Origin of the sequence: Bradyrhizobium sp. CCGUVB4N (genome assembly GCF_024199945.1) — a bacterium.
In the GTDB taxonomy this organism is placed as follows: Bacteria; Pseudomonadota; Alphaproteobacteria; order Rhizobiales; family Xanthobacteraceae; genus Bradyrhizobium.
The window spans coordinates 8,066,435-8,079,132 of record NZ_JANADP010000001.1 but is presented as its reverse complement, the minus strand read 5'-3'; the positions used below and the strand labels follow the sequence as shown (position 1 = coordinate 8,079,132).

Genomic DNA, 12,698 nt, shown 5'->3' with positions numbered 1-12,698 from the left:
GATGGAAGCTCCATCTGCCTTCTCGGTATCATCGAGAAGGAATCTGCCATGAACCCGTTATTCAACCCCGTCCACGTCGGTGGGCTCGCGCTTCCGAACCGCCTGGTCATGGCGCCCATGACTCGTTCGCGCGCAAACGCCGATGGCGTCCCCGGCGTGCTCTCCGCCGAATATTACGCGCAGCGCGCAGGCGTCGGCTTGATCGTCACTGAGGGCACGCAGCCGTCCGATGACGGGCAGGGCTATATGGCGACGCCCGGCATTTACACGCCCGCACAGGTCGCCGGCTGGCGCAAGGTCACCGACGCCGTCCATGGCAAGGGCGGCCACATCTTCATCCAGCTCATGCATGCCGGGCGTATGTCGCATCCGGACAACACGCCACATCACCGACAGGGCGTGGCTCCGTCCGCGATCGCGCCGGGTGCGCCGATGTTCACGCCGAAGGGCATGCAGGACATTCCGCAGCCACGGTCGCTGGCGACCGATGAGGTGCGCCGGACCGTCGCCGACTTCCGCGACGCTGCGCGCCACGCCATCGCGGCGGGCGCAGACGGTGTCGAGATCCACGGTGCGAATGGCTATCTGGTCCAGCAGTTCATGGCGCCGAGCGCGAACACCCGCACCGATGCGTATGGCGGCTCGATCGACAATCGCGCGCGCTTCGCCGTCGAGGTTGCTGCCGCCATTGCCGCGGAGATCGGGGCGGACAAGACCGCGATCCGCCTGTCGCCGGGCATCACGATGTGGGGCATCGACGAAGGCGCCGAAGGACCGGACCTCTATCGTCATCTGGTGGCCGAGCTCGACAAGCTCTCGCTCGCCTATCTTCACATCATGCATCAGGGCGACGATGGCCTTCTGGCCGATCTGCGCAAGCTCTGGCGCGGCAAGCTGATCGTGAACCGGCCGGGGCGCCCGCGCGATCTCATCGGCTCCGACGTTGCGGCGGGACTGGCCGATCTGGAGGCGTACGGCCAGATGGTGCTGGCCAATCCCGATTTCATCGCACGCCTGAAGTCAGGTGCGCCCCTGAACGAGGCCGATCGGACGACGTTCTTCGGCGGCACCGCCCGGGGCTACACCGACTATCCGGCATTGGGCGCGACGGCCGTCGTCTGAGGACGGGCGGATCCGGCGCCTCAAGCGAGCTTCGCTCTGTTCCCTCTCCCGCAAGGGGAGAGGGGAGCAGCAGCGAGTTCGGCTCGCTTCCTACGAAAAATCGGTCCAGCTCAGATGCCGCGAATCGAGATCGCCGACTGAAACGATCTCGCGGATTTCCTGCGGGACGTGGAAGCTGCTGCGCAGATACACCAGCGGCGCGGCGCCGTCGGAATGCGACACGTAGCGCACTTCGCCGACGAAGATCGAATGCGTCCTGGTCTCGAACTCCTGCGCCAGCACGCAGTCGAACGCGGCAACCGCATCGGTCAGCACCGGTGCGCCCGTGGCGCCCCGGGTCCACTGGCCGAACGCAAAGCGGTCGTCGCCGTTGACACCCTTCTGGCCGCTGAAGGTCAGCGCCAGCAGCGCGTGATCCTCGTGCAGGAAGTTGATCGCGAAGGCGCCTTCCTCGCGGATGCGGGCGTGCGCGCTGGCGTTGCGGTTGACGCAGACGATCAGCGACGGCGGATTGTCCGACAATGAGCATGCCGACGTCACCGTCAGCCCGGTGCGCTTGCCGTGCTCGGCGCCGACCGTGACCAGTGCGACCGCACCGGCGCATTGGCGCATCGCCTGCTTGAAATCCTTTGCGTCGACGCTCACGCGGAAATCTCCGAAGTAATGGCGGGTGCGACACGATTGCGCCGCACCCGCATCCGGTCAAGCTGCCTTCTTCGCGGAGCCGAGATGCTTCAGGCGCGGCATCACCTCGTTCTTGAGCAGCGAGAGCGAGTGGTGCCAGGCTTCCGGCTTGTGCTTGTAGTCGAAGCCGAACACGCAGAGCACGCCGAAGCCGCCGACCTCGTCGTAGATCTTCTCGATCTTTTCGGCCACCGTTGCGGGCGAGCCGACGACCCAGTTCCGCTTGGCGCAATATTCGACGGTGACGTCGCTATCGGGCACGTCGGGCGTGTGCTTCAGATAGTCCTTGAAGCCGAAATGGCCGAGCAGCGGCAGGAAGTATTCGCCCATCATCCGGCCCATCATGTCGCCGGTCGAGAGCTTCCAGGCCTCTTCGTCGGTGTCGGCGACGAACACCTCGCGCACCAGGCGCCAGTCCGCGCGGTTCGGCTTGCGCCCGGTCTTGGCGGCACCGATCTCGACCGAGTCCCAATGGCTGCCGACATAGGCCGGGTTGAGGTTGAGGCTCATCGGGATGAAGCCGCGCTCGCCCGCGAGCTTGAGCGTGTCCGAGTTCTTCGACAGCCCGGCAACGCCGATCGGCGGATGCGGCGCCTGCAACGGCTTGATGTGAGGCTTGAGGAAGTCGAACATCGTGTCCGGCTTGGTCACGGTCCAGAACTTGCCCTTGTAGGTGAAGGGCGCGGGATCGGACCAGAGCTTCAGGATGATCTCCAGCGCCTCGCGGGTCATGTCACGGTTCTGCCCGCTCATGCCGTCGACGTTGAACATCGCCCAGTCGCTCGGCAGGCCCGAGGCCGCCACGCCGAAATTCAGCCGGCCTTCTGAAAGGTGGTCCAGCATCGCGACGCGGTTGGCGAGCTCGGCCGGATGGTGATAGGGCAGCAGGAAGCCACCTGGTCCGATGCGCAGGCGCTTGGTCTGCATCAGGGCTTGTGCGATCAGCAGGTCCGGCGTGGGATTGGGTTCCCAGGGCGCGGTATGGTGCTCGCCGATCCAGGCTTCCTGATAGCCGAGCTCGTCGAGCCAGCGCAGGACCTGCAGGTCCCAGTCATGTCCTTCCTTCAGGCCGCACTCCGGCGGATGCGAAGGCATCGTGAAATAGCCGATCTCCATGGGTTTCCTCATCTGGTGTTGACGCGTCTTGCTGCGCGTTCGCTGACGTGAACAGGAACAGCTTCAGCAAGCGGTGTGCCAGCGCGGGAGGCGTCCCGGACCCGCGAGAAAACGCTGGTTTAGGGCCGCAATAGCCGATATCCCGGGGCGGATTTGCAAAGCGCCGTCTCATTGTCGCGAGACGCCGTCTTGGCCGTGAGACTCGAGGATACGACTAGAAATGACCGATCCCGCTTTTGTCGCGGTGGACTGGGGCACCAGCAGCTTCCGGCTCTGGCTGGTCGACCGCACGGGCCACGTGCTGGCCGAGCGCCGCAGCGGCGAGGGCATGCTGGCCGCGGCCAAGGCCGGCTTCCCCGGCGTGCTGCAATCGCACCTTGCCGCAGTCGCGGCGCCCGCTGATCTGCCCGTTCTCGTCTGCGGCATGGCCGGTGCCAAAACCGGTTGGGTCGAGGCCGGCTATGTCGATACGCCGGCGCCATTGTCGGCGGTTCTGAAGCAGGCCGCGCGCGTGCCGGGCGAGGCGCGCGACATCCGCATCCTGCCGGGCATCGCGCAGCGCGACAAAGTCGCGCCGGACGTGATGCGCGGCGAGGAGACCCAATTGCTCGGCGCGCTCGGCCTTCATGCCGCGGGCGAGGCGCTGGTCTGCATGCCCGGCACCCATTCGAAATGGGTGCGGGTGAAGGACGGCACCGTCGCGCATTTCTCCACCTTCATGACCGGTGAGCTCTTCAGCGTGGTTTCGCGCGAGACGATTCTGTCGCTCGCAGTCGCCGGCGCCGATGACGCCGAGGATGTCGCGAGCTTCAAGGCGGCGGTGAAAGCCGCGTACGAAGCGCCGGCTTTCGCGGCCAATCTCCTGTTCACCGCAAGGTCGCGTCAGCTGCTGTTCGGCGGCACGCCGGCCGCGGCGCGTGAGACACTGTCGGGCACGTTGATCGGCGCCGAGCTCGCCGCAGGTCTTTCCGGTACGGTGCCGAAGGCCGGCATCATGCTGATTGCCTCGGGCCGGCTGGCGGATCTGTACCGGCTGGCCTTCGATGCGCTGTCGGTCAACGTGAACCCGATCGATGCCGATGAAGCGGTGCGCCGCGGCCTGTCGATGGCCGCGGCGGCGATCTGGACGAAGTCAGAAGGATCTTTGAGATGAGCGTTCCCTTTCCGCCGATGAAGCGGCCCCTGGTCGCGATCCTGCGCGGCGTCAAGCCCGAGGAGACCGAGGCCATCGTCGGCGTGCTGGTCGAGGCCGGCATGACCGCGATCGAGATTCCCCTGAACTCGCCCGATCCGTTCCGCTCCATCGGGCTCGCCGCGAAGCTCGCGCCATCAGGCGTGCTGATCGGCGCCGGCACGGTGCTCACCGCGGCGGATGTCGATCGCCTCAATGATGTCGGTGGCAAGCTGATGGTCTCGCCGAATGTCGATACCGAGGTGCTGGCGCGTGCGCATCAGCACGGCATGGTGACGCTGCCCGGCGTGTTCTCGCCGACCGAGGCGCTGCTTGCAGCCCGCTCCGGTGCATCCGGCCTCAAATTCTTTCCGGCGAGCGTGCTCGGCGCGTCCGGCATCGCCGCGATCCGCGCGGTGCTCCCCGCAGGCGTGATGATCGCCGCCGTCGGCGGCGTCTCCGACCAGAATTTTGCAGAATACATCAAGGGCGGCGTGACCGCATTCGGGCTTGGCTCCAGCCTCTACAAGCCCGGCATGTCGGCCGCCGATGTCGCCGCGCGCGCGAAGGCGACGATCGAGGCCTATGATCGGGCGATTGTGAAAGACTGATCGCGCAATAAACAAGCCGTGATGTCGTCACGGTCGTGCGTTGTCCTATCTTGCTGCAATAGCGAGATCAGGAGACCGACATGGCGATCAACAACATAGCCGATCTGTTCGTGGCAACACTCGAACAGGCCGGCGTCAAGCGCATCTACGGCATTGTCGGCGACAGCCTGAACGGTCTCACCGAGGCACTGCGCCGCCGCGGCACCATCGAATGGGTGCACGTCCGCCACGAGGAGGTCGCGGCGTTCGCGGCCGCCGGCGAAGCCGAGATGACCGGCAGCCTCGCGGTCTGCGCCGGCTCCTGCGGCCCGGGCAATCTGCATCTGATCAACGGCCTGTTCGACGCACATCGCAGCCGCGTGCCGGTGCTGGCGATCGCCGCGCAGATCCCGTCGGCCGAGATCGGCGGCGGCTATTTTCAGGAAACTCATCCGCAAAATCTGTTTCGCGAATGCAGCCATTATTGCGAGCTGGTCTCGGATCCGAGCCAGCTGCCTTTCGTGCTGGAGAACGCGATCCGCGCAGCGGTGGGCCTGCGCGGCGTCGCCGTCGTCGCGATGCCTGGCGACGTCGCGTTCCGCAGCCCGCCGAAGCGCGCGCTGTCGACCAATCGCGGGCTTGCGCTGTCCGCGCCCAGGATCGTGCCGCAGGCCGACGAGCTGAAAGCGCTCGCAGATCTCCTCAACAGCGCCGAGCGCATCACGCTGTTCTGCGGCCGCGGCTGTGCCGGCGCGCATGCACCGCTGATGCAACTGGCCGAAGCGCTGAAGAGCCCGATCGTGCATGCGCTCGGCGGCAAGGAGCACGTCGAATACAACAACCCCTACGACGTCGGCATGACCGGCTTCATCGGCTTCTCCTCGGGCTACGCCGCCATGCACGCCTGCGACGCGCTGGTGATGCTGGGAACGGATTTTCCCTACAAGCAGTTCTTCCCGGCCGATGCGAAGGTTGCGCAGATCGATATCCGCCCGGAAAATCTGGGACGGCGCACCAAGATCGATCTCGGTCTCGTCGGCGACGTCAAGCTGACCATCGAGGCGCTGCTGCCGCTGCTCAAGACCAAGACGCAACGAAAGCATCTCGACGACGCCATCGCGCATTACAAGAGGGCGCGTGAAGGCCTGGACTCGCTCGCCAAGGGTACGCCGGGAGCCAAGCCGATCCATCCGCAATATCTGGCAAAAGTCATCAGCGATCACGCGAGTGACGATGCCGTCTTCACCGCCGATGTCGGCACGCCGACGGTGTGGGCCGCGCGCTATCTCAACATGAACGGCCGCCGACGGCTGATCGGCTCCTTCGTGCACGGCTCGATGGCCAACGCCATGCCGCAGGCGATCGGCGCGCAGGCCTCGCAGCCCGGCCGCCAGGTGATCTCGCTGTCGGGCGACGGCGGCTTCACCATGCTGATGGGCGATCTGATCACGCTGACGCAGATGAAGCTGCCGGTGAAGATCGTCGTCTTCAACAACGGCGTGCTCGGCTTCGTCGCGCTGGAGATGAAGGCCGCAGGCTTCGTCGACACCAATGTCGATCTGGAAAATCCCGACTTCGCCGCGATGGCGCGCGCGATGGGCATTTTTGCGAAACGCGTCGAGGACCCCGGCGAACTCCCCGGCGCGATGAAGGAGATGCTGGCCCACAATGGCCCGGCGCTGCTTGATGTCGTCACCGCCAAGCAGGAGCTGTCGATGCCGCCGACCATCACGGCCGAACAGGTCAAGGGTTTTAGCCTCTGGGTGCTGCGTGCGGTCATGAGTGGCCGCGGCGACGAGGTTATCGACCTCGCGAAGACAAACTTGCTGTCGCGCTAGCCGCGCTTCGCTGACGGCGCGGGCAGTTGCTCATGGCGGCGCTGGAAGCGCTGCCAGTGCAGCACGATGCCGATCAGCGCCGCCGGCACGAAGCCGAGCGCGATCAGGAAATGCGGCAGTTCCTTCGGCGAGATGAAGGCGATGGCGATGTCGGAGATCAGCCAGAGCGCTGCGAACATCACCGCGAAATCCGTGCGCGGGCAGCGCAGATAGTAGAACACGGCGGTGATGACCACGGCGGGCCCGATCGCGATGGCGATCATGACCGCGGTCAGTTCCTTCGGCGTCACCGCGTCGAGCACCATTGACGCCAACAGCCAGATGGCGGCGAACATGGCGATGATGTCGATCGGATGCCGCAACCCAATACCTCTCGTGGGAACGTGCTATCGTTGTGTCCCGAATCCCGGTCGTCAAGTAAAATACGCCTATTCCTCGTCGTTTCCAGGCGTCGGGCGCAGCATGAAATGGCCGAAGGCGGACGCGATCGGCTTGTCCGGATCGTCCTGCCAGGCCCGCGCCTCGAAGGCGACGATACGCCGGCCCTGTTTCACGATCGAGACATTGGCAATGGTGTCCAGCGCCCGGCCGGAGCGCAGGTAATTGACGGTCAGCCCGATCGGCTTCGGCAGCGTCGCGATCCCGAGCTCGCGCCGCACGCCGAGGATCGCGGTGGTCTCAAGGAAAGCGCCGGTCATGCCGCCGTGGATGGCGGGGAGGATCGGGTTGCCGATGATTTTGGGCGAGAACGGCATCGTCAGCGTGCCGTCATCATTGACGCGAATGCCGAGGCAGCGCGCGAACGGGCTGTTGGCGAACGGGCTGTCCGGATCCTCCGGCGCTTCCAGCGTCGGGATGCTGCGCTGGTCCATCCGGCGGTCCGCCAGCATGTTGGTGCGGTTGGCGCCGATCATGAAGCAGCCGGTGGCGGTCGCCACCGGATCGTCCTCGGACTCCTGGTAAGCCGTGGAGCGCACGAAGGCGATCGAGCGCGTGGTGCGATAGCAGACCGAATGCGCCTTGATGGCGAGCCCAGGGGTAGCCGGCTTCTGGTAGTCGATGCGCAGGTCGAGCGTCGCGATCGCGCTGGTGCCGTCGAGCGCGAGCTGAACCGCCATGCCGCAGCTCTCGTCCAGCATCGCGGTGACGACGCCACCATGCAGCACACCGGTCTCGGTGTCGCCGACGAAGACGGGGCGATAGGGCAGGCTCGACCAGGCTTCGCCCGGCGCGAACCGGTCGAGCTGCAGCCCGCTGATATGGCCGTAATCGGAGCGGCGGCCCTTGATGGCTTCGGCGAGTTCCTCGAAAGGAAGCGTGGTCGATGAGATGGACATGATGACGTTCTAGACCACCGTCGGGGACGGCGCAAAACCCGGAAATGCGCCCCGCGCGGCAGATCTGCCAGGAACCGGTTTGGCCTCGACAGAGCGCGCCGAAGCAACGATGGTGGGCGCTTCGCCCGTCGACCAGTCCCAAGGAGTGCCCATGGCCGATCCCGAGACGCCCGCCACCAGCCAGGGGCTCGTCACCATTTCTAGCTCGAGCTCGGAGCGGGCGCCGATCATCTATTTCGACGGCGCGTCCTGCTTCGGCCATCACAACGGTGCGATCCAGATCGAGCTCGCTGCGAATTTGCTGATGCCGATTGGTGCCGCCGTCAGGGTCGACGTGGTCCAGACCGCGCATCTGCGCTGCAGCCCGGCCGCGGCGCTGGCCTTGCGCGAAGCGCTCGACAAGGCGCTTGCGATGCTCAAGCTCGGACAGCAGCAGCCGGACGAAGCGATCCCGACCGTGAAGAATTGAGCAAGAACTGAGCAGGAACCGAGATTGACAGCCATCCGCCTTTACGTCACCTTCCGCGCAGGTTGATACGACCTGCCGGTTGCGCCCTCCGTGGAACGGTGAATGTATCGAGCCCTGATCGGCCCCCTTTGCCCGAGCGACCGGGTCAGCAACGCAACCACCTGACACACCTGGATCGCTCATGCAGAGGACGAACCGATGCGCGATTTTCGCGATGCCAAGGCTATGGCGCAGACCCTGCGCGAATCCCTGACCACCAAGGCCGTCACCATCAGCCACAGCGAGAGCCTCGAACTCGTGTCGAGGATGTTCGGTGTTGCCGACTGGAATACATTGTCGGCGCTGCTTCACGCAGAGCGGCGTGACACGGCGCCGGCGATTGCACCGCTGAAAACGACAACGGCGCTCTATCCCGCCATTCCCCTACGCGATCTCGTTCCGTTTCCGAACGCGACTTACCCGCTGTTTGTAGGCCGCGAGAGCACCGTTCAGGCGTTGAACCAGGCGTTCGAAGGCGGACGCGAAGTCGTCCTGGCGATTCAACGCGAGGCGGCCGTCGACGATCCTCGATTGTCCGATGTCTACGAGATCGGCATCCTATCGCAACTGCTCGAACTGGTGCCGCTCGAGAATGGCACGTTCAGGGTGCTGACGCGCGGCCTTCGGCGCGTCGCGCTACGCAGCTTTGCGGCTGAGGCGGTCGCCTATCAGGCCGCGGTCGTTGACGTCAGTGAGGGGACGGCCCGCGATGCCAGGGATCTGATCCGAAGGATCTATCAAAGCTTCCAGGATTACACGGCGGCTCATGGAATTCTGGTGCCGGACCTCTGGCTGTTCTTCGATTTAACCCGTGATCCCGGACAGATCGCCGATACCGTCGCGACGCGGATGAAGTTACCCATCAGGGACAAATACGAGCTGCTGGCGACGCTCGATCCCGTGAAACGGCTCGAGCGGATCGACGCGCTGCTCGACCTGTCGCAACGGCCGGTCTCGGCAAACTACGCGGCTACGAAACGGCGGGCGCTTGAGCACGCTGACCGGCGCCGCCATCAATACGCGACGCTTGAGCATTTGCTGCTTGCCCTGACCGAGGATGCGAACGCGGCCGCCGTGATGCGTGCCTGCGACGCCGATCTCGACAAGCTGAGGCAAGGCCTCGTGCAGTATCTCGACAACGAACTCAAGCACACCGTGATCGAGACCGGACGTGCCGAGCCGACGGCGGCGTTCAAGCGCGTCGATCAGCGCGCCCCGTTCCTTGCCCAGGAGGTCGGATATCCCGAGGTCACCGGCGTCAATGCGCTTGTTGCCCTGTTTGCCGAGACGCGAAGTCCCGCGGCGCGCCTGCTCGCGGAGCATGGCGTATCGCGCGGACGTGCGGACAAGGCGATCGGGCGAGGTGTTGGCTAGAGCTTGTCGCTACGCCTAGCCGACATACACCTTCGGCTTCTTCCCGCCGTTCCACTTGCCGTCGAGCGCGCGCTCGATCTGGGCGGCGAGTTGCAGCAGCAGGCCGTCATTGGCCTGCTTCGCGATCGCCTGGATGCCGAGCGGCAGGCCGTGGTCCTGGGCCGCCATCGGCATCGAGATTGCCGGCATGCCGCAGAGATTGGCGAGCGGCGTGAAGGCGAAGAAGCGCCAGAGATTGCCGAACCAGTCGAGCACATCCGGATTGTCGGAGATGGTGAGATATTCCTTGGTGCCGACCTTCGGCGTCGGCAGCGCCGTGATCGGCGTCAGGATCACGTCCCACTGCTCGAAGAAGCTGCCGAAGCCGCGCGAGGTGGTGTTGAAGACCGCCTGCATCTTCGCCCGGTCGGCGAAGCTCGTGTGCAGGCCGGCTTCCCAGATCCGGATGTTCATCGGCTCGATCAGATCTTCCGGCGGACGCTCCAGCCCGCGCGCGGCGAGCATGTTGGAAATCACCACGGAAAAGTTCGAGATGTAGCAGGTGGTCTGCGCCGCGAAGGCGGCGCGGAAATCGAGCTCGGGCAGTGCGTAGTCGACGTGATGGCCGAGGCCCTCGAGGAAGCGGCCGGTCTTCTCCAGTTCGGCGGCGATCTCGGGCGTCGCGGTGTAATCGCCCCAGGTGTGCGACAGCGCGATGCGCAGCTTGGATGGATCGCGCTTGATCATCTCGCCGTAAGGCTGCGCCGTGGTCCAGAACGGCATGAACTCGCCGGGCGCGGGGCCGCGGGCGTGGTCGACGAAAGCGGCGGTGTCGCGCACCGTGCGCGACTGGCAGCCCTGGATCGAGACGAGGCCGGTGAGGTCGGACATGTGCGGCGCCAGCGAGAACACGCCGCGCGACACCTTCAGCCCGATATTGCCGTTGACGCCGGCGGGAATGCGGATCGAGCCGCCGCCATCGGTCGCGTGCGCGATCGGCACCACGCCGGCCGCGACCATCGCCGCGCTGCCGGCCGACGAGCCGCAGGTGGTGTAGTCGGTATTCCAGGGATTGCGGGTGACATAGACGGCCGGGTTGTCGGCGGAGCTGCACACGCCGAATTCCGGCGTCGTCGTGCGGCCGATCAGGTTCAAGCCTGCCTGGCGGAATTTGCCGGTCAGGAATGTGTCGGCCGCGGCGCGATTGCCGCGCATCAGCAGCGAGCCCATTTCCTGGAGTCGGCCCTTCATGGTCGGACCCAGATCCTTCATCAGGAAAGGCAGGCCGGCGAACGGACCGGCGAGATTGGCGCCGTCCTTGGCGGGATCGGCGATCACGTCATCGAACAGCTCGACCACGCCCGACAGCGTCGGATTGACCTTGGCCACGGCCGCCGCGGCCTGACGTGCCAGTTCCTTTGCCGTCAGCTCGCCGTTGCGGACGCGCGCCGCAAGGCCGACGCCATCGTGCTGCGTCCATTCATTCCAGCTCATCGGCAAAGTCATGAAGTTCAAATCCCCTTGGGTCGCGGCGCCACCTTTTTCGCAAGGGCCCGCGTGAATCAACTGAGCCGGCGCGAAGGGCAGGGTTGCGCCGGACGGAGAGGTCGGGGCGCTTTAAAGCAGCCTTGCGATCGCCGCAACTGGTCCACCGCCGGCGGGCCCCTGGTGCTCGGCGCCGCCGGAGACGTAGACCGCGCCGGTGCCGGCAAGGCCGGCGATCAACCCGCCGACCGCCGCGCGGGCATGGCGTGTCGAGCTGATATCGGTGTCCTCGAGCATGGTGTGGCGGAAGCCGCGCACGGTGCCATCCGGCGAGGCCTCGGCCTTGGCGAAGATGTTGACGAGCTCGCGGCCGGTGCCGGTTTGCGGCGCGATGTCAAGGCCAACACTTGTCAATGCGGATACCACCGCAGGCGCATCGATCGCGTCGCTCATCACGGCATGCCCGATCTCGAATTCGCTTGCGGAGCCTTCCGAATTGCCGAGCACGATGACAACGTTGTGCATCAGCTCGATCCCTGACGAGGTCGAGGCCACCTTCGAGAACAGATCGTAGCGGTGCAGCACGTCCTGGTCGCGAAGATCGGGAGATATCTCGCCGAGCGCGACCGCAACCCCGAGCGCGGAGGCGCCGCGCGAATAGGCCATCGAGCTGTAGGCGCTGATCGTCGCCGTCTTGCTGCCGCGCGCGGCCGCGGCCTCGACACGCTCGCTGGTCAGCAGCGGGCACTTGATCTGGACGAAATGGACGTCGGCGGCATCGCTGATGCCGGCATCCGCCATCGCGGCCTTCACCGCCTTGGCGGTCTCGGTGATCTGTGCCGAGCGGCCGAGCTCCTCGGGCAGGAAATCGCGGGTCTGCGCCATGCCGATGCTCAGGCGCTTGCCGGAGATGCCTGTGAGCGGCTTCGCAACCTGCTGGCGCGTGAACACCGTGATGTGCGGGCTGAGCACGCCCTCGGTGCCGCCGGACATCACGAACGCGATGCGCTGCTCGACCTCGTGCGGCGTCAGATCGAGCCTTGGCGCCAGCGCCGTGCACAGCGCGGCGACGGCATATTCCCGGGTGAAATCATTGACACCGCCATTGCCCTCGGTCTTGCCGAGGATTGCCAGGATGGCGGCCGGATCGATCGCGCCTGAAACGATCAGGCTCATGAGGCCGGAAACGTCGCCGGGGCCCTTGGTGGCGACCTTGAAGACGCCGACCGATGTCGTCCGCATGGAGTGTCCTCGTGGGAAGTTCGATGGTCCGGCAGGCCCAACCAGCCGTGGAAGCCGGGTGGATGTCAATCCCCGATGTCGTCCTGGCGAAAGCCAGGACCCATACCGCGTGATCCATCGATTGCGCTCGATATCAGTACCAAACGACGAGTCTTCGCCAAACAACTCCCCTCGGGCGAAACGCGCCGCGAGGGTGCGAAGGTGTGTCTGCGAGGCCGTAGGATGGGTAGAGCGCAGCGAAACCCATCATGT

At 65.6% G+C, this 12,698-nt stretch carries 12 protein-coding genes; 6 read left to right on the top strand and 6 right to left on the bottom strand.

Annotated features, from left to right (window positions below; translation table 11 throughout):
- Window positions 1-48 precede the first annotated feature (48 nt).
- Window positions 49-1,122 (top strand): alkene reductase, encoded by a 1,074-nt coding sequence (locus NLM31_RS37550; protein ID WP_254195504.1) that lies wholly within the window; start codon window positions 49-51, stop codon window positions 1,120-1,122.
- Between the two features lie 90 nt (window positions 1,123-1,212).
- Here the strand turns inward: NLM31_RS37550 and NLM31_RS37545 are convergent, their stop codons facing one another.
- Together NLM31_RS37545 and NLM31_RS37540 are read right to left on the bottom strand one after the other, a co-directional pair.
- Window positions 1,213-1,767 carry a flavin reductase family protein gene (locus NLM31_RS37545; protein ID WP_254195503.1) on the bottom strand — a complete coding sequence of 185 codons (555 nt, stop codon included), beginning with the start codon at window positions 1,765-1,767 and terminating at the stop codon, window positions 1,213-1,215.
- 57 nt (window positions 1,768-1,824) lie between these two features.
- Window positions 1,825-2,922 (bottom strand): LLM class flavin-dependent oxidoreductase, encoded by a 1,098-nt coding sequence (locus NLM31_RS37540; protein ID WP_254134188.1) that lies wholly within the window; start codon window positions 2,920-2,922, stop codon window positions 1,825-1,827.
- 220 nt (window positions 2,923-3,142) lie between these two features.
- Here NLM31_RS37540 and NLM31_RS37535 point away from each other — a divergent pair, with 220 nt between their 5' ends.
- From NLM31_RS37535 to poxB, 3 genes are all read left to right on the top strand, one after another.
- A complete protein-coding gene (locus NLM31_RS37535) occupies window positions 3,143-4,075 on the top strand; it encodes a 2-dehydro-3-deoxygalactonokinase (protein ID WP_254195502.1) in 933 nt (310 codons plus the stop codon).
- Entirely contained in the window at window positions 4,072-4,704 is a 633-nt protein-coding gene (locus tag NLM31_RS37530) for a 2-dehydro-3-deoxy-6-phosphogalactonate aldolase (RefSeq protein ID WP_254134186.1), read from the top strand. The genes NLM31_RS37535 and NLM31_RS37530 overlap by 4 nt, the downstream gene beginning before the upstream one ends.
- Before the next feature lie 80 nt (window positions 4,705-4,784).
- Window positions 4,785-6,521: a ubiquinone-dependent pyruvate dehydrogenase gene (gene poxB / locus NLM31_RS37525; RefSeq protein WP_254195501.1), complete on the top strand. Its 1,737-nt coding sequence runs from the start codon at window positions 4,785-4,787 to the stop codon at window positions 6,519-6,521.
- Here the strand turns inward: poxB and NLM31_RS37520 are convergent.
- Window positions 6,518-6,883, bottom strand: coding sequence for a hypothetical protein (locus NLM31_RS37520; protein ID WP_254134184.1), 366 nt, complete (start codon window positions 6,881-6,883; stop codon window positions 6,518-6,520). The genes poxB and NLM31_RS37520 overlap by 4 nt on opposite strands.
- Before the next feature lie 66 nt (window positions 6,884-6,949).
- Window positions 6,950-7,858 carry a PaaI family thioesterase gene (locus tag NLM31_RS37515; protein ID WP_254134183.1) on the bottom strand — a complete coding sequence of 303 codons (909 nt, stop codon included), beginning with the start codon at window positions 7,856-7,858 and terminating at the stop codon, window positions 6,950-6,952.
- A gap of 151 nt (window positions 7,859-8,009) precedes the next feature.
- Between NLM31_RS37515 and NLM31_RS37510 the strand changes: the two genes are divergently transcribed.
- Both NLM31_RS37510 and NLM31_RS37505 read left to right on the top strand, forming a co-directional pair.
- Entirely contained in the window at window positions 8,010-8,327 is a 318-nt protein-coding gene (locus tag NLM31_RS37510) for a hypothetical protein (RefSeq protein WP_254134182.1), read from the top strand.
- Window positions 8,328-8,525: 198 nt separating this feature from the next.
- Window positions 8,526-9,740 carry an LON peptidase substrate-binding domain-containing protein gene (locus NLM31_RS37505; protein WP_254134181.1) on the top strand — a complete coding sequence of 405 codons (1,215 nt, stop codon included), beginning with the start codon at window positions 8,526-8,528 and terminating at the stop codon, window positions 9,738-9,740.
- Window positions 9,741-9,755: 15 nt separating this feature from the next.
- On the opposite strand, the gene NLM31_RS37500 is transcribed toward NLM31_RS37505, so the two are convergent.
- Both NLM31_RS37500 and NLM31_RS37495 read right to left on the bottom strand, forming a co-directional pair.
- On the bottom strand, window positions 9,756-11,225 hold the full coding sequence (locus NLM31_RS37500; protein WP_254134180.1) for an amidase: 1,470 nt from the start codon (window positions 11,223-11,225) through the stop codon (window positions 9,756-9,758).
- A gap of 111 nt (window positions 11,226-11,336) precedes the next feature.
- Window positions 11,337-12,446, bottom strand: a complete 1,110-nt coding sequence (locus NLM31_RS37495) for a ring-opening amidohydrolase (protein ID WP_254195500.1) — start codon at window positions 12,444-12,446, stop codon at window positions 11,337-11,339.
- Window positions 12,447-12,698: the final 252 nt, after the last annotated feature.

Excerpts from the sequence above, each read along its gene's own strand:
- NLM31_RS37540 (WP_254134188.1), bottom strand. The coding sequence starts at position 2,922 with ATGGAGATCGGCTATTTCACGATGCCTTCGCATCCGCCGGAGTGCGGC.
- NLM31_RS37510 (WP_254134182.1), top strand. The coding sequence starts at position 8,010 with ATGGCCGATCCCGAGACGCCCGCCACCAGCCAGGGGCTCGTCACCATT.
- NLM31_RS37535 (WP_254195502.1), top strand. The coding sequence starts at position 3,143 with ATGACCGATCCCGCTTTTGTCGCGGTGGACTGGGGCACCAGCAGCTTC.
- NLM31_RS37515 (WP_254134183.1), bottom strand. The coding sequence starts at position 7,858 with ATGTCCATCTCATCGACCACGCTTCCTTTCGAGGAACTCGCCGAAGCC.
- NLM31_RS37495 (WP_254195500.1), bottom strand. The coding sequence starts at position 12,446 with ATGCGGACGACATCGGTCGGCGTCTTCAAGGTCGCCACCAAGGGCCCC.
- NLM31_RS37530 (WP_254134186.1), top strand. The coding sequence starts at position 4,072 with ATGAGCGTTCCCTTTCCGCCGATGAAGCGGCCCCTGGTCGCGATCCTG.
- poxB (WP_254195501.1), top strand. The coding sequence starts at position 4,785 with ATGGCGATCAACAACATAGCCGATCTGTTCGTGGCAACACTCGAACAG.
- NLM31_RS37500 (WP_254134180.1), bottom strand. The coding sequence starts at position 11,225 with ATGACTTTGCCGATGAGCTGGAATGAATGGACGCAGCACGATGGCGTC.
- NLM31_RS37505 (WP_254134181.1), top strand. The coding sequence starts at position 8,526 with ATGCGCGATTTTCGCGATGCCAAGGCTATGGCGCAGACCCTGCGCGAA.
- NLM31_RS37550 (WP_254195504.1), top strand. The coding sequence starts at position 49 with ATGAACCCGTTATTCAACCCCGTCCACGTCGGTGGGCTCGCGCTTCCG.